General features: G+C 60.3%; 15 protein-coding genes. 10 read left to right on the top strand and 5 right to left on the bottom strand.

Annotated elements, in window-relative coordinates; genetic code table 11:
- Positions 1-65 precede the first annotated feature (65 nt).
- A complete protein-coding gene (locus tag CKW11_RS07000; protein ID WP_095136966.1) occupies positions 66-2015 on the top strand; it encodes an LTA synthase family protein in 1950 nt (649 codons plus the stop codon).
- A 185-nt stretch (positions 2016-2200) separates the two neighbouring features.
- Here the strand turns inward: CKW11_RS07000 and groL are convergent, their stop codons facing one another.
- The 4 genes from groL to CKW11_RS06980 form a co-directional block, all read right to left on the bottom strand.
- Positions 2201-3847, bottom strand: coding sequence for a chaperonin GroEL (groL, locus tag CKW11_RS06995; protein ID WP_007964008.1), 1647 nt, complete (start codon positions 3845-3847; stop codon positions 2201-2203).
- A 50-nt stretch (positions 3848-3897) separates the two neighbouring features.
- Complete coding sequence (locus CKW11_RS06990) at positions 3898-4191, bottom strand: co-chaperone GroES (RefSeq protein WP_007916610.1); 294 nt, start codon at positions 4189-4191, stop codon at positions 3898-3900.
- 258 nt (positions 4192-4449) lie between these two features.
- Entirely contained in the window at positions 4450-4935 is a 486-nt protein-coding gene (locus CKW11_RS06985) for an FxsA family protein (RefSeq protein ID WP_095136965.1), read from the bottom strand.
- A 65-nt stretch (positions 4936-5000) separates the two neighbouring features.
- Positions 5001-5732 (bottom strand): HugZ family protein, encoded by a 732-nt coding sequence (locus CKW11_RS06980; RefSeq protein WP_095136964.1) that lies wholly within the window; start codon positions 5730-5732, stop codon positions 5001-5003.
- Positions 5733-5896: 164 nt separating this feature from the next.
- On the opposite strand from CKW11_RS06980, the gene CKW11_RS06975 reads away from it, so the two are divergent.
- Entirely contained in the window at positions 5897-6655 is a 759-nt protein-coding gene (locus CKW11_RS06975) for an SDR family oxidoreductase (RefSeq protein WP_095136963.1), read from the top strand.
- A gap of 131 nt (positions 6656-6786) precedes the next feature.
- Here the strand turns inward: CKW11_RS06975 and apbC are convergent, their stop codons facing one another.
- Positions 6787-7881, bottom strand: coding sequence for an iron-sulfur cluster carrier protein ApbC (apbC, locus tag CKW11_RS06970; protein ID WP_027612056.1), 1095 nt, complete (start codon positions 7879-7881; stop codon positions 6787-6789).
- 333 nt (positions 7882-8214) lie between these two features.
- Between apbC and metG the strand changes: the two genes are divergently transcribed.
- From metG to CKW11_RS06930, 8 genes are all read left to right on the top strand, one after another.
- On the top strand, positions 8215-10266 hold the full coding sequence (metG, locus tag CKW11_RS06965; protein ID WP_095136962.1) for a methionine--tRNA ligase: 2052 nt from the start codon (positions 8215-8217) through the stop codon (positions 10264-10266).
- Between the two features lie 132 nt (positions 10267-10398).
- Positions 10399-10968 carry an Rnf-Nqr domain containing protein gene (locus CKW11_RS06960; RefSeq protein ID WP_095136961.1) on the top strand — a complete coding sequence of 190 codons (570 nt, stop codon included), beginning with the start codon at positions 10399-10401 and terminating at the stop codon, positions 10966-10968.
- Entirely contained in the window at positions 10965-12179 is a 1215-nt protein-coding gene (gene rsxB, locus CKW11_RS06955; RefSeq protein WP_095136960.1) for an electron transport complex subunit RsxB, read from the top strand. Before CKW11_RS06960 ends, rsxB begins: the two co-directional genes overlap by 4 nt.
- Positions 12166-13149: an RnfABCDGE type electron transport complex subunit D gene (locus tag CKW11_RS06950; protein ID WP_095136959.1), complete on the top strand. Its 984-nt coding sequence runs from the start codon at positions 12166-12168 to the stop codon at positions 13147-13149. The genes rsxB and CKW11_RS06950 overlap by 14 nt, the downstream gene beginning before the upstream one ends.
- Entirely contained in the window at positions 13146-13751 is a 606-nt protein-coding gene (locus CKW11_RS06945; protein WP_095136958.1) for an RnfABCDGE type electron transport complex subunit G, read from the top strand. The genes CKW11_RS06950 and CKW11_RS06945 overlap by 4 nt, the downstream gene beginning before the upstream one ends.
- A complete protein-coding gene (locus tag CKW11_RS06940) occupies positions 13748-14329 on the top strand; it encodes an Rnf-Nqr domain containing protein (protein ID WP_095136957.1) in 582 nt (193 codons plus the stop codon). Before CKW11_RS06945 ends, CKW11_RS06940 begins: the two co-directional genes overlap by 4 nt.
- Entirely contained in the window at positions 14326-14964 is a 639-nt protein-coding gene (nth, locus tag CKW11_RS06935) for an endonuclease III (protein ID WP_095136956.1), read from the top strand. Before CKW11_RS06940 ends, nth begins: the two co-directional genes overlap by 4 nt.
- Before the next feature lie 107 nt (positions 14965-15071).
- Positions 15072-15251 carry a PA3496 family putative envelope integrity protein gene (locus tag CKW11_RS06930; RefSeq protein WP_095136955.1) on the top strand — a complete coding sequence of 60 codons (180 nt, stop codon included), beginning with the start codon at positions 15072-15074 and terminating at the stop codon, positions 15249-15251.
- Positions 15252-15306 lie beyond the last annotated feature (55 nt).

Genomic DNA, 15306 nt, shown 5'->3' with positions numbered 1-15306 from the left:
TTCACAACCTGGCGACAGCGGCGCCGCGACACTCCCGCGCCATTGACCTGAGGAAAAACGAGACAATGGACTCTTTCAAGACAGCGCCCATGCGCTTTCTGCTGCTTATCAGCGGCGCCTGGCTGATGATTTTTCTCCTGACTCGAGCGGTCTTGCTGCTGACTCACCTGGATGAGGCCGGTGGCCTTGCCCTTTCGGTGTTCGGCATCGGCGCGCTCTACGACCTCGGTTTCCTGGCATACGCGGCGCTGCCGATGGGCTTGTACCTGCTGCTGTGCCCGCCAGGCCTGTGGATTCGACGCGGACATCGCGGATTTCTGCGCGCTCTGCTGACCATCAGCCTGTTCGCCATGCTCTTCGTGGCAGTGGCGGAATGGCTGTTCTGGGACGAGTTCGGCGTGCGCTTCAACTTCATCGCCGTCGATTACCTGGTGTACTCGGATGAAGTGCTGAACAACGTCCTCGAGTCGTACCCGATCGGCAAACTGCTGAGCCTCCTTGCGGTGCTGGCCGTGGTGATCAGTTTTGCCCTGCGCAAGCCGTTCAATGCCGCGATGAATGCGCCGCTGCCAGCGCTGCACGGGCGTCTGCTCTGTGCGTTGGGCCTGTTGATCGTCGCAGGTCTGAGCCTGCAACTGCTCAGTCAGGATGCCCCGCGTGCCCAGGGCGGCAACGCCTACCAGAACGAACTGGCCAGCAATGGCCCGTATCAGTTCTTCGCCGCGTTCCGTAACAATGAACTGGACTACACCCAGTTTTACCAAAGCCTGCCGGCGGAAAAAGTCGCCAGCCAGATCCGTGCCGAATTGAGCGAAAGCAACGCGCGCTTCGTCGGCCAGGACCCGGAGGACATCCGTCGGGTGATCGACAACCCGGGAACCCCGCGCCAGCCGAACATTGTGCTGGTGACCATCGAAAGCCTCAGCGCCAAGTACCTGGGCAGCAATGGCGACGGTCGCAACCTGACGCCCAACCTCGACGCCTTGCGCAAGCAGAGCCTGTACTTCAACAACTTCTACGCCACCGGCACCCGCACCGACCGCGGTCTGGAAGCGATCACCCTGGCCATCCCGCCGACGCCGGGGCGCTCGATCGTCAAACGCATCGGCCGTGAAAGCGGTTTCGCCAGCCTTGGCCAGCAGTTAAGCGCGGTGGGTTACGACAGCGTTTTCGTCTACGGCGGACGCGGCTACTTCGACAACATGAACGCGTTCTTCAGCGGCAACGGCTATCGCGTCGTCGATCAGAGCAGCGTCGATGAAGCCGAGATCCACTTCAAGAACGCCTGGGGCATGGCCGACGAAGATCTGTATCGCCAGACCTTGAAACTGGCGGATGCCGATTACGCCAAACAGCAACCGTTCCTGCTGCAACTGATGACCACCTCCAACCATCGTCCTTACACCTACCCGGACAACCGGATCGACATCAAATCCGGTAACGGTCGTGATGGCGCGGTGAAGTACACCGACTATGCGATTGGTCAGTTCCTTGAGCAGGCGCGGCAGAAGCCTTGGTTCGACAACACGATCTTCATCTTCGTCGCCGACCACACCGCCGGCAGCGCCGGCAAAGAAGACTTGCCGATCGCCAACTATCAGATCCCGCTGTTCATCTACGCGCCGAAAATCATCGAGGCACGCGAGAGCGCACAACTGGCCAGCCAGATCGATCTGGCCCCGACGCTGCTGGGCTTGCTGAACCTGGATTACACCTCGACGTTCTTCGGTCGCAACCTGCTGCAGGACAACCCGCTGCCACCGCGCGTGGTGGTCGGCAACTATCAGCATCTGGGTCTGTTCGACGGCAAGGATCTGGCGATCCTCAGCCCGCGCCAGGGCTTGCGCCGGCATGACGATGCGCTGACTGAAAGCCGCGAATCGCGGGTCAGCAGTGACGATCCGCTGATCGACCGGGCGATCTCCTACTACCAGACCGCCAGTTATGATTTCAAACAGCAGTTATTGAGCTGGAAGCCGGCAAAGGACAGCATTGTCCAGGTCAGCCAACAGTAACTGTCAATAGTGTGGGAGCGAGCCTGCTCGCGAATGCGCTGTATCAATCACAGCTGTGGTGACGGGGTGATTGCTTTCGCGAGCGGGCTCGCTCCCACAGGGGACGTGAAGCCTGAAATCCGGGCGATAAAAAACCCCGCCTGCTCATCGCAGGCGGGGTTTTGCGTTACAGGGTCAAGGCTGGCTTACATCATGCCGCCCATGCCACCCATGCCGCCCATGTCTGGCATACCGCCGCCAGCCGAGCCTTCTTTCTTCGGTGCATCAGCAACAGCTGCTTCGGTGGTCAGGATCAGACCGCCGATCGAGGCTGCAGCTTGCAGAGCGGAACGGGTGACCTTGGTTGGGTCCAGGATGCCCATTTCGATCATGTCGCCGTATTCGCCCGAAGCAGCGTTGTAACCGAAGTTACCTTTGCCGTTCTTCACTTCGTTGACGACTACGCTTGGCTCGTCACCGGAGTTGGCAGCGATCTGACGCAGCGGCGCTTCAACAGCGCGACGCAGTACAGCGATACCGACGTTCTGGTCAGCGTTGTCGCCGGTCAGTTCGGTCAGAGCTTCCAGAGCACGGATCAGCGCAACGCCACCGCCAGGTACCACGCCTTCTTCAACGGCTGCACGGGTTGCGTGCAGGGCGTCTTCAACGCGGGCCTTCTTCTCTTTCATTTCAACTTCGGAACCAGCGCCAACCTTGATCACTGCAACGCCGCCGGACAGCTTGGCCAGACGCTCTTGTAGTTTTTCACGGTCGTAGTCCGAGGAAGTTTCGGCAACCTGGGCACGGATCTGAGCGATACGCGCTTCGATGTCGCCTTGTACGCCAGCACCGTCAACGATGATGGTGTTTTCCTTGGACAGGGTCACGCGCTTGGCGTTACCCAGGTGCTCCAGGGTGGTGCTTTCCAGGCTCAGACCGATCTCTTCGGAGATCACGGTACCGCCGGTCAGAACGGCGATGTCCTGCAGCATGGCCTTGCGACGGTCGCCGAAGCCTGGAGCCTTGACGGCTGCAACCTTGACGATGCCACGCATGTTGTTCACAACCAGAGTCGCCAGGGCTTCGCCTTCAACGTCTTCGGCAACGATCAGCAGTGGGCGGCCGGCTTTGGCAACGGCTTCCAGCACTGGCAGCATTTCGCGGATGTTCGAGATCTTTTTGTCGACCAGCAGGATCAGCGGGCCGTCGAGCTCGGCAACCATGGTGTCCGGCTTGTTGACGAAGTACGGGGACAGGTAGCCACGGTCGAACTGCATGCCTTCTACAACCGACAGTTCGTTTTCCAGGCCCGAGCCTTCTTCAACGGTGATCACGCCTTCTTTACCGACTTTTTCCATGGCTTCGGCAATGATGTCGCCGATGGAGTTGTCGGAGTTGGCGGAGATGGTACCTACCTGAGCGATAGCCTTGGTGTCAGCGCATGGCTTGGACAGGGCTTTCAGCTCTTTGACGATGGCGATGGTCGCTTTGTCGATACCGCGCTTGAGGTCCATCGGGTTCATGCCGGCAGCGACGGCTTTCAGGCCTTCGTTGACGATCGACTGAGCCAGAACGGTAGCGGTGGTAGTACCGTCACCAGCGTCATCGTTGGCACGGGAGGCAACGTCTTTGACCAGCTGCGCGCCCATGTTTTCGAAGCGATCTTCGAGTTCGATTTCTTTGGCGACGGAAACGCCGTCCTTGGTGATGGTCGGAGCGCCGAAGCTCTTCTCGAGAATCACGTTACGGCCTTTCGGGCCCAGGGTCGCTTTTACCGCGTCAGCCAGAACGTTGACGCCTTTGAGCATCTTGGAGCGAGCGGCATCGCCGAACTTAACTTCTTTAGCAGCCATGATCGATATTCCTTAAATACTTTGTAGTAACGGGAAAATGAACGGGGGTATCAGCCTTCGATAACAGCGAGGATTTCGTTCTCGCTCATTACCAGCAGGTCTTCGCCGTCGACTTTCACAGTGTTGCTGCCGGAGTAAGGACCGAACACAACCTTGTCGCCTTCCTTCACGGACAGTGCACGCACTTCACCGTTTTCCAGAGCCTTGCCCGGGCCTACAGCGAGAATCACACCGTGGTTGGCTTTTTCAGCAGCCGAACCTGGCAGGACGATACCGCCAGCGGTTTTCTTTTCTTCTTCGCTGCGACGGATGACGACGCGGTCATGCAGAGGACGAAGCTTCATTGTCGATCTCTCCTAATTGTGGTTTTCATCGGCCGGTGTAGTCCCGGCGGGTTTAACAAATCCGGCCTGCGCCGGTTGCGGTTCGTCGAGCGAGCCGCGGAAGTCTGTCCGACTCAAATGCCGGAAACCTTTCGGTGACCGATACATAAGGGCGCATATGCTTATTACAAGGGCGAGGGCAGAAAATTTTTCATCGGTTGCCCCTTGAATGCCGCGCATAAAGAAACGGCACCCGAAGGTGCCGTGTCGATGCAGGGGTTACTTGCTGTCGCGATGTTCGAACTCGCCTTCAATCACATCACCCTCGCGGCCCAGAGGCTGGCGCGGTGCAGGACCGCCACGGGGTTGCAGGTCGTCGGCAAAGGCACGCTGACGCATCGCCTGTTCTTCGGCGCGCTGACGCATTTTATTGGCCAGCAGACGACGGGTGAATGGCAACAGCATCACCAGACCGACCACGTCGCTGATGAAGCCCGGCAGGATCAACAGGCCACCGGCCAAGGCGAGCATCAGGCCTTCAAGCATGGTCTGCGCGGGCAATTCACCGCGATTCAGGCTTTCACGGGCACGCAGTGCCGTGGCCAGACCGGCGACGCGCAGTACGAACACACCGAACATCGAGCCGAGAATGATCAGCAGCAGGGCCGGGAAAAACCCGATCGCCCCTGCCACTTTGACGAATACGAACAGCTCCAGCACCGGAAACAGCAGAAAGAGCAGAAAGAGCAACAAAAAAGGGCGCATCAAAGATTCCTCAACGCAAGAAATGCCTTGCAGTAAGCCTTAGATGACGTCGCCCTTTCGTGAATTCAAGCGTCGGTCACCGCATTTTTTGGCCAGACCTCGGCGTGAGCCAGAGAAACCAAGGCTTCGCGCACTTGTATCGGCGTATGACAAGGTGCTTGAAACGGTAGCCAGTACAACGCCTGACCGATGCGCAGGTGCATGCCTTCGCTGTCGATTCCGGCCAGTTGCGCCGGTACGGTTTTCGGTAGGCCGCTGAGTTCCACGTAATGCGCGATGGCTTTGGCGTGATCGCTGTTCATGTGCTCGACCATGCTGACTTCGGCCTTGCCGGCGAACGGATTGGCCAAGGTCAGCTGATCGACCCAGTGAATCGCGCCGAAACCGCCGATGTAGCGGTGCCGCACCGGATTGAGCACCCAGAAATCAAAGTCGTGGGCCTTGTGGTAGTTCTGCGAGTCGGGGAAATACCGGTAATAACGCTCGGCGGCGGCTTCGATGGCAGCCGGGTCTTCGAGCTTCTGCGCTTCGGCCAGATAGGTCAGGCGACCAACGGCCTGCACGTCGTCGGCCTCGCGCTCACCCACCAGCAGCGAACATTTCGGATCTTTCTGCAGGTTGTGGGTGTGCTGGGCGATGCGGCTGATCAGGATCAGCGGGCGGCCCTGGTCATCCAGGCAATACGGCACCACCGAACCGAACGGAAAACCGGGCATCGATTTGGAGTGAGTGGACAATACGCCACGGTATTCCTTGAGAAGCAATTCTCGGGCATTCTTGGCCGCTTCAACGCTCAATTTATGACTCCTTAAATAGAATCCGTCGAAAAAACGGACAGGCGCCTGGGGATAAGTCCCGGTCACGCCATCGGGCAATGCTCATGTGCAATCTGGCCATAACCGGTACGGATCGAGCGTCGCCAATAACAAAAACCACTCAGACCGGCTATCGGGGCATGCGAATGCAACTCAACGACAAAGTAATCATTATCACCGGCGGTTGCCAGGGTTTGGGCCGCTCCATGGCCGAGTATTTCGCCTGCAAGGGCGCGAAGCTGGCACTGGTCGACCTCAATCAGGAAAAACTCGACGACGCGGTCTCGGCCTGCAAGGCCAAGGGCGTCGAGGCGCGCAGCTATTTGTGCAACGTGGCCAATGAAGAACAGGTCGAGCACATGGTCGCCCAGGTTGCCGAAGATTTCGGCGCGATCCACGGCCTGATCAACAACGCCGGGATCCTGCGTGACGGCCTGCTGCTCAAGGTCAAGGACGGCGAAATGACCAAGATGAGCCTGGCCCAGTGGCAGGCGGTGATCGACGTCAACCTGACCGGCGTGTTCCTGTGCACCCGTGAAGTCGCGGCGAAAATGGTCGAGCTGAAGAACAGCGGCGCGATCATCAACATTTCCTCGATCTCCCGTGCCGGTAACGTCGGCCAGACCAACTACTCTGCCGCCAAGGCTGGCGTGGCCGCAGCCACCGTGACCTGGGCTAAGGAACTGGCGCGTTACGGTATTCGTGTGGCAGGCATTGCGCCGGGCTTCATCGAAACCGAGATGACTCTGGGCATGAAGCCGGAAGCGTTGGAGAAGATGACCTCGGGGATTCCGCTCAAGCGCATGGGCAAGCCGGAAGAGATCGCCCATTCGGCGGCGTACATCTTCGAGAACGACTACTACACCGGGCGGATTCTGGAGATGGATGGCGGGTTGCGGATCTAAGCGCCACCTCAAAACCAACTGTAGGAGTGAGCCTGCTCGCGATTGCGGTCATTCATTCAACATTTTCGTTGAATGTTAATCCGCTATCGCGAGCAGGCTCACTCCTACAGGTTTTCAGCGTTACCGATTGATCAATCGTCACTGATGCTGATATTAGGCATCGCCGGTGTCGCCGCTTCCTGCAACACAATGCGTGCGCCGACGTGGCGGGCCAGTTCCTGATAGACCATGGCAATCTGGCTGTCCGGTTCGGCGATCACCGTTGGCTTGCCGCCATCGGCCTGCTCGCGGATCAGCATCGACAGCGGCAGCGAGGCCAGCAGCTCGACGCCATATTGAGTCGCCAGCTTCTCGCCGCCGCCCTCACCAAACAGATGCTCGGCATGTCCGCAGTTCGAGCAGATGTGCACCGCCATGTTTTCCACCACGCCCAGCACCGGAATGTTGACCTTGCGGAACATTTCCACGCCTTTGCGCGCGTCCAGCAGCGCCAGATCCTGCGGCGTGGTGACGATCACCGCGCCGGCCACCGGGACTTTCTGCGCCAGGGTCAGCTGGATGTCGCCAGTGCCTGGCGGCATGTCGATGACCAGATAATCCAGATCGCCCCACGCGGTTTGCGTAACCAGTTGCAGCAGCGCGCCGGAGACCATCGGCCCGCGCCAGACCATCGGCGTATTGTCGTCGGTCAAGAACGCCATCGACATGACTTCCACACCGTGGGCCTTGAGCGGCACGAACCACTTCTGATCCTTGACCTCAGGGCGGGTGCGCTCCGGGATGCCGAACATGATGCCCTGGCTCGGGCCATAGATGTCGGCGTCGAGAATCCCCACCTTGGCGCCTTCGCGGGCCAGCGCCAGCGCGAGGTTGGCCGCAGTGGTCGACTTGCCCACGCCGCCCTTGCCCGAAGCCACGGCGACCACGTTCTTGACGTTGGCCAGCCCCGGGATCTGGGCCTGGGCCTTGTGCGCGGCGATCACGCTGTTGACCTCGACCTTGGCGATCGTCACCCCATCGAGGTTTTCGATGGCCAGTTGCAGCAACTGCGCCCAGCCGCTCTTGAACAGACCGGCGGCGTAACCGATTTCCAGCTGCACATTGACGCGATCACCGACGATCTCGATGTGCTTCACGCAACCGGCGCTGACCGGGTCCTGGTTCAGGTAGGGGTCGGTGTATTGGCTGAGGACGGCTTCCACCGCTGCGCGAGTGACGGCACTCATGGGCAACTCCGATAACAAGACTGGGAAAAGATGGCGGGTATCGTACCCCGCAGATTGATTTGTGGTCAGGCGATTTATGCTTTGACTCGACTTTGTGGCGAGGGAGCTTGCTCCCGCTCGACTGCGCAGCAGGCGCAATCAGGCTTATCCGACATTGCCGGGATGGGGCGGCTTCGCCACCCAGCGGGAGCAAGCTCCCTCGCCACAATGTATTGCAGTCAGTCCATCCGGTTATTGCAGTGGCCGCATCCGGAAACAGGTGCACAGGGTGAAAAATATGCGCCAGCGCTTTATAGTGGCCGACCTCCGTTTCATCAAGTAGCGAAGCCCCACATGTCCGAACCACGCAAGATCCTCGTCACCAGCGCCCTGCCCTACGCCAACGGTTCGATTCACCTTGGCCATATGCTGGAATATATCCAGACCGATATGTGGGTGCGCTTCCAGAAGCATCGCGGCAATCAATGCATTTACGTCTGCGCCGACGACGCCCACGGTTCGGCGATCATGCTGCGCGCGGAAAAGGAAGGCATCACCCCGGAACAACTGATCGCCAACGTGCAGGCTGAACACAGCGCCGACTTTGCCGAGTTCCTGGTCGACTTCGACAACTTCCACTCCACTCACGCTGAAGAAAACCGTGAGCTGTCGAGCCAGATCTACCTGAAGCTGCGTGACGCCGGGCACATTGCCCAGCGCTCGATCACCCAGTATTTCGACCCGGAAAAGAAAATGTTCCTGGCCGATCGCTTCATCAAGGGCACCTGCCCGAAATGCGGCACTGAAGACCAATACGGCGACAACTGCGAAAAATGCGGTGCGACCTACGCCCCGACCGATCTGAAGGATCCGAAGTCGGCTATCTCCGGCGCCACTCCGGTGCTCAAGGATTCCCAGCACTTCTTCTTCAAACTGCCAGACTTCCAGCAGATGCTGCAGACCTGGACCCGCAGCGGCACCCTGCAGGACGCCGTGGCCAACAAGATCGCCGAGTGGCTGGACGCCGGCCTGCAGCAGTGGGACATCTCCCGCGATGCGCCGTACTTCGGGTTCGAGATCCCGGACGAGCCGGGCAAGTATTTCTACGTCTGGCTGGACGCGCCGATCGGCTACATGGCCAGCTTCAAGAATCTTTGCGACCGCACGCCGGGACTGGACTTCGACGCGTTCTGGGGCAAGGATTCGACCGCCGAGCTGTACCATTTCATCGGCAAGGACATCGTCAACTTCCACGCCCTGTTCTGGCCTGCCATGCTCGAAGGCGCCGGTTTCCGCAAGCCGACCGGAATCAACGTGCACGGCTACCTGACTGTCAACGGCCAGAAGATGTCCAAGTCCCGTGGCACTTTCATCAAGGCGCGTACCTACCTGGATCACCTGTCGCCAGAATACCTGCGCTACTACTACGCGGCCAAACTGGGCCGTGGCGTCGATGACCTCGACCTGAACCTCGAAGACTTCGTGCAGAAGGTCAACTCCGACCTGGTCGGCAAAGTGGTCAACATCGCGAGCCGCTGCGCCGGTTTCATCCACAAGGGCAACGGCGGCCTGCTGGTCGACAACAATGCCGCGCCAGAGCTGACTGAAGCATTCCTCGCCGCTGCGCCGAGCATTGCCGACGCCTATGAAGCCCGCGACTTCGCCCGCGCCATGCGTGAAACCATGGCCCTGGCCGACCGCGCCAACGCCTGGATCGCCGACAAGGCCCCATGGTCGTTGAACAAGCAGGAAGGCAAGCAGGATGAAGTCCAGGCGATCTGCGCCACCGGCATCAACCTGTTCCGCCAGTTGGTGATCTTCCTCAAACCGGTGCTGCCGCTGCTGGCCGCCGACGCCGAGGCCTTCCTCAACGTCGCCCCGCTGACCTGGAACGACCACACCACGTTGCTGGCCAACCATCAGTTGAACGAGTTCAAACCGTTGATGACCCGCATCGACCCGGTAAAAGTACAAGCCATGACCGACGCCTCGAAAGAAGACCTGACCGCCAGCCAGACCGACACCGGTGCCGCCGCGCCTGCGGGCAACGGCGAACTGGCCAAGGATCCGCTGTCGCCGGAAATCGACTTCGACACCTTTGCCGCCGTCGACCTGCGCGTGGCTTTGATCGTCAAGGCTGAACACGTTGAGGGCGCCGACAAGCTGCTGCGCCTGACGCTGGACATCGGTGACGAGCAGCGCAACGTGTTCTCCGGAATCAAGAGCGCTTACCCGGACCCGTCGAAACTCGACGGTCGCCTGACCATGATGATCGCCAACCTCAAGCCGCGGAAAATGAAGTTCGGTATTTCCGAAGGAATGGTGATGGCCGCCGGCCCTGGCGGTGAAGAAATCTACCTGCTGAGCCCGGACAGCGGCGCCAAGCCGGGTCAACGCATCAAGTAAGACCCAGCGCTGAAACGATCCCACAGGCATGTTCTGCAGGCCTGTGGGATTTTTCATATCTGGCCCACCCATCGCGGGTGCCGGATAATGCCTAACCTTAAGTGACACCCGCCCGTTGCTGCCGGCAGAACCATGACCGAACTTGCGCTTACGCTGATCAGTGCCGCCCTGCTCAACAACTTCGTGTTGCACTGGCCGCTGGGTGTCGATCCGCTGCTGGCCGGCAGTCGGCGCCAGGTGCATGCGCTGGGGTTGGCGACGGCGTGCCTGATGCTGAGCGTCGGCTTCATCGGTTACGCGCTCTGGCACTGGCTGCTGGTGCCGCTGCAACTGCAGGCCCTGCACCTGTTCGTGTTCCTGCCGCTCAGCGTGCTGCTGATCGCACCGCTGCTGAAGCTGCTGGCTCGCGGACTGCCTGACTGGCCGTTCGATGGGCTATGGCCGTTGTTGCTGGGCAATGCCGGCGTGCTCGGGCTGGCCCTGATCAACGCACAAAATGATCGCGGCCTGCTGCAGGCGACGGCGTTGAGCCTGGGTGCCGGGCTGGGCTTCTGGCTGGTGCTGAGCCTGTTCAGCGACTTGCGGGAACGCACGGCGGACAACGACATTCCCCTGCCCTTTCGCGGCTTGCCGATCGACCTGATCGGCGCCGGACTGATCGCAGTGATTTTTCTCGGATTCAGTGGACTGATCAAAACATGAGTCTGATTCAACTCATCGATGCCCTCCTGCCGCAAACCCAGTGCGGCAAATGCGGCCACCCCGGCTGCAAGCCCTATGCGCAAGGCATCGTCGATGGCGAACCGATCAACAAGTGCCCGCCCGGCGGTGACGAAACCGTCGCCGCCCTGGCTGAACTGTTGAACGTGCCGGTGCTGGAACTGGACGTCAGCCGTGGCTCGGCACCGCCACAAGTGGCGTACATCCGCGAGGCCGAGTGCATCGGCTGCACCAAGTGCATCCAGGCCTGCCCGATCGACGCCATCGTCGGCGCGGCGAAACTGATGCACACCGTGCTGATCGACGAATGCACCGGTTGCGACCTGTGCGTGGCGCCGTGCCCGGTGGACTGCATCGAAATGCACCCGCTGCCGCTCGGCACCTTGCCGGTGGTCGGTGGCCTGGCGTTAAGCCTTGAAGAACAGCGCGCGCGCGCAGCTAAACGCGATCATGCGCGCCAGCGTTTTGAACGCCGCAACGCCCGCCTGCAACGCGAAGAACAGCAGAAACAGGCTGAGCGCGAAGCCCGGGCGCAACGCGCAGCGCAACCGGCGGTGGCCACTCTCGATCCGGTGCAGGCCGCTCTTGAACGGGTGCGCGCGCAGAAAGCCGCGACCGCCGACGCGGCATTGAAGAAAGCCAAGATCGATGTCGCCATGAGCCGCGCGCAATTGCACAAATCGCTGAAAGCCTTCGGCCATCCGCCGACCTTCGAACAGCAATCGCAACTGATTGTGTTGCAACAGCAGTTTGAAGCCGCCGAACAGGCGTTGGCGAAACTCGAAAGCAGCGCCGCCGCCACTCCAGCCGCTGCGGCCCCGGTTCCGACGAAAGACGCCGACCTGAAACGGGCGAAAATCCAGTTGGCCATGCGGCGCGCCGAATTGAAAAAGGCCCAGACCGCCGAAGCGCCAGCCGAGCAAATTGCCACACTGGAACAGGCACTGCGTGACGCCGAGCAAGCCCTTCACGCCGCCGAGACGGCGAGCGAGCAGCCTGCGCCCGACCTGGTGCGGGTGGAAAAGCGCCCGATCGACAACCAGCTCCGCCAGTTGAAAACCGAACTGGCCTACGCCCGCGCCGACCTGAACAAACTCGAACGCCGCGCCGACACGCCGAACGACATCCTCGACAAGGCCCGCGCTCGCCTGCAGGCCGCCGAGCGTCAGGTGGAAGATCATGTCGCCCCGTGAAGCACCGGACGATCGCCTGCAACAGGCGATGCAGATGGTGCTGCTGGCCACGCTGCCGGGGCTGTTGGCGTTATTCTGGTTTTACGGCTGGGGGGTGTTGATCAACCTGATCCTGGCGGCGAGCACCGCGCTGTTGATCGAGGCCGGCGTCGCGCGCCTGCGCCAACAGCCAATGCAACCAACGCTCAGCGATGGCAGCGCACTGGTCAGTGCGACACTGCTGGCCGCCGCCCTGCCACCTTATTGCCCGTGGTGGCTGACCGTGACGGCGGTGGCTTCGGGTCTGTTGTTCGGCAAGCATTTGTACGGTGGCATCGGCAAGAATCCGTTCAACCCGGCGATGCTCGGTTTCGCCTTGGCGATGCTGCTGTTCCCGCAGCCGATGACCCACTGGCCAGCGCATGGCATGAGTCTGCAGGCCGCTTTTGCACAGGTCTTGAATCTGGGGCAGGCCCCGGACGCCTGGGCTCAGGCCACCGCGCTGGACAGCCTGCGCATCAACAAAAGCCTGACCATGGATGAACTGTTCGCGGCCAACCCGGCGTTCGGCCGTTTCGGTGGACGCGGTGTGGAATGGATCAATCTGGCGTTTCTCGCCGGTGGACTGTTTTTATTGCAGCGCCGGGTGATTGCCTGGCACGCGCCGGTCGCCATGCTGGGCAGTCTGTTTGTCGTCAGCCTGCTGTGCTGGAACGGCTCAGGTTCGGATTCCCATGGTTCGCCGCTGTTTCATCTGCTGAGCGGCGCGACCATGCTCGGTGCCTTTTTCATCATTACCGAACCGGTGTCCGGCGCCAAAAGTCCGCTGGCCCGGCTGCTGTTCGGTGTGGGTGTCGGCTTGCTGACCTATCTGATCCGCACCTGGGGTGGCTACCCGGACGGTGTTGCGTTTGCGGTGTTGCTGATGAACCTCTGCGTGCCGGCCATGGAACGCTTTGCGGCCACCCGCCAGACGCAGGTGAACTCATGAACCGCGCGGCCTCTGTCATTACGCTGGTGCTGATGGCCGGCACCGGTCTCGGCCTGACCTATATGGTGCAGCGCGTCAGTGCACCGCAGATTGCCAACGAACAACGCCTGCTCGACAGCCGCAAATTGCTGGATGTGCTCGCGCCCGATGCCTACGACAATCAGCCGCTGGAACAGCCGCTGGCGTTGACTGATACGACGTTGAGCCACAGCACCCTGCTGGCAGGTTACCGCGCTACCAGACTGGGGCAGCCGGTGGCGGTGTTGATGCGCACGCGGACCGAGGGCTATGCCGGCGTTATCGAACTGCTTATCGCCATTGATGCCCACGGCAGGCTGCTGGGGGTAAAAACCTTGCGGCACAATGAAACACCGGCGCTCGGCGGACTTATCGGCGACTGGCCGAATCACTGGCTGGCGACATTTACCGGCAAGTCGCGCAACGCACCTGACGATGCGGGCTGGGCCCTGAAAAAAGATCAGGGACAGTTCGATCAACTGGCGGGCGCGACCATCACGTCCCGGGCCACCGTCAATGCCATTCATGACGCCCTGCGCTACTTTGACGAACATCGGGCAACCTTGCTGGGGAGCGGATCATGAGCCGGCCAACGAATCTGACAAACACGTTGATGTTGATGCTGCTGCTTGGCACCAGCGCAACCCTGCCGGGCGCGCTGGGGATGCTGTTGATGGCGAGCGCTGTGGTGGTGGTTTACGGCACATGCATCGGCCCGCTGCGCTCGCGGTTGACTGGCAACAACCTGATGCTGGCCAGTGTGCTGCTGGCCGCCACCCTGACCAGTTGCGCCAATATCCTCGCGCAGCGCTGGGCGTTGCAGTGGCAACAGTCAGTCGGAATCTATGCCGGGCTGATCGCCTTGCAGTGTGTGGTGCTGGAATACAATGGATTCTTTCGTCAGGCGTTTGCCCAGCGCCTTAAGTTTTTTGGCCTGTCGAGCGGGCTGCTACTGGCGCTGGCGGCACTGCGTGAACTGTTCGGTCAGGGCCACATCGGCCGTGGCCTGTCGGAACACTGGCAAGGCCTGATTCTGTTCAGCGACGGGCTTCACTTGCTCACCCTGGTTCCCGGAGCCTTCATCCTGCTCGGGCTACTGCTCGCTGCCCGCCAGGCATGGACTCGCTCGAACGCTCTCTCCAAGGAAACACATCACCCATGAATGCCGCAAAACGTCTGGAAATCTTCCGCAGACTTCATGAAGACAATCCCGAGCCGAAGACCGAGCTGGCCTATTCCTCGCCGTTCGAATTGTTGATCGCGGTCATTCTCTCGGCGCAATCAACCGACGTTGGCGTCAACAAGGCCACGGCCAAACTGTTCCCGGTGGCCAATACCCCGGCTGCGATCCACGCGCTGGGCGTCGAAGGGCTCTCCGAATACATCAAGACCATCGGCCTCTATAACAGCAAAGCGAAAAACGTGATCGAGACCTGCCGCATGCTGGTCGAGCTGCACAATGGCCAAGTCCCGCAGACCCGTGAAGAACTGGAAGCGCTGCCAGGCGTGGGTCGCAAGACGGCCAACGTGGTCCTCAACACCGCTTTTCGCCAGTTGACCATGGCGGTCGACACGCACATTTTTCGCGTGAGCAACCGCACCGGCATTGCCCCGGGCAAAAATGTGGTTGAAGTGGAAAAGAAGCTGATGAAGTTTGTGCCAAAAGACTACCTGCTGGACTCCCACCACTGGCTGATTTTGCACGGTCGCTATGTGTGCCTGGCGCGCAAGCCGCGCTGTGGCAGCTGCCGGATCGAAGATCTGTGCGAGTACAAACACAAAACCTCGGACGATTGATTGGCTATTGGAATAATTGATTCTTCGATTGAAAAAATCTTTTTTACCCGCAGCAGGAATATCGATATAAGGAGCGCCAAAGGCAGTCTTAGCCTGGAGTTCACCTTATGACTGACAGCAAAGAACAACTGGACGTAGATGAAGAGTTTACCGCGGTGGAAAGCGACGACGCCGAACCGGTGGTCGAGGTCGCCAAGACCAATCTGAGCAAACGTCGCACCATCGATAACATGCTTGAGGAGCGCCGACTGCAAAAGCAATTGGCCGATTACGATTTTGATCTCTGACACTTGAAAGCCTCCCGAACCGGAGGCTTTTTACTTTCTGCACAATCCGACACTG

Origin of the sequence: Pseudomonas sp. Irchel s3a10, assembly GCF_900187525.1 — a bacterium.
Lineage (GTDB): Bacteria > Pseudomonadota > Gammaproteobacteria > Pseudomonadales > Pseudomonadaceae > Aquipseudomonas > Aquipseudomonas koreensis_G.
This window is presented reverse-complemented; position numbering and strand designations above follow the sequence as displayed.

Bases quoted from the DNA above. Each gene is read 5' to 3' on its own strand.
- CKW11_RS07000 (WP_095136966.1), top strand. From the start codon at position 66: ATGGACTCTTTCAAGACAGCGCCCATGCGCTTTCTGCTGCTTATCAGC.
- groL (WP_007964008.1), bottom strand. From the start codon at position 3,847: ATGGCTGCTAAAGAAGTTAAGTTCGGCGATGCCGCTCGCTCCAAGATG.
- CKW11_RS06990 (WP_007916610.1), bottom strand. From the start codon at position 4,191: ATGAAGCTTCGTCCTCTGCATGACCGCGTCGTCATCCGTCGCAGCGAA.
- CKW11_RS06985 (WP_095136965.1), bottom strand. From the start codon at position 4,935: ATGCGCCCTTTTTTGTTGCTCTTTCTGCTCTTTCTGCTGTTTCCGGTG.
- CKW11_RS06975 (WP_095136963.1), top strand. From the start codon at position 5,897: ATGCAACTCAACGACAAAGTAATCATTATCACCGGCGGTTGCCAGGGT.
- apbC (WP_027612056.1), bottom strand. From the start codon at position 7,881: ATGAGTGCCGTCACTCGCGCAGCGGTGGAAGCCGTCCTCAGCCAATAC.
- metG (WP_095136962.1), top strand. From the start codon at position 8,215: ATGTCCGAACCACGCAAGATCCTCGTCACCAGCGCCCTGCCCTACGCC.
- CKW11_RS06960 (WP_095136961.1), top strand. From the start codon at position 10,399: ATGACCGAACTTGCGCTTACGCTGATCAGTGCCGCCCTGCTCAACAAC.
- rsxB (WP_095136960.1), top strand. From the start codon at position 10,965: ATGAGTCTGATTCAACTCATCGATGCCCTCCTGCCGCAAACCCAGTGC.
- CKW11_RS06950 (WP_095136959.1), top strand. From the start codon at position 12,166: ATGTCGCCCCGTGAAGCACCGGACGATCGCCTGCAACAGGCGATGCAG.
- CKW11_RS06945 (WP_095136958.1), top strand. From the start codon at position 13,146: ATGAACCGCGCGGCCTCTGTCATTACGCTGGTGCTGATGGCCGGCACC.
- CKW11_RS06940 (WP_095136957.1), top strand. From the start codon at position 13,748: ATGAGCCGGCCAACGAATCTGACAAACACGTTGATGTTGATGCTGCTG.
- nth (WP_095136956.1), top strand. From the start codon at position 14,326: ATGAATGCCGCAAAACGTCTGGAAATCTTCCGCAGACTTCATGAAGAC.
- CKW11_RS06930 (WP_095136955.1), top strand. From the start codon at position 15,072: ATGACTGACAGCAAAGAACAACTGGACGTAGATGAAGAGTTTACCGCG.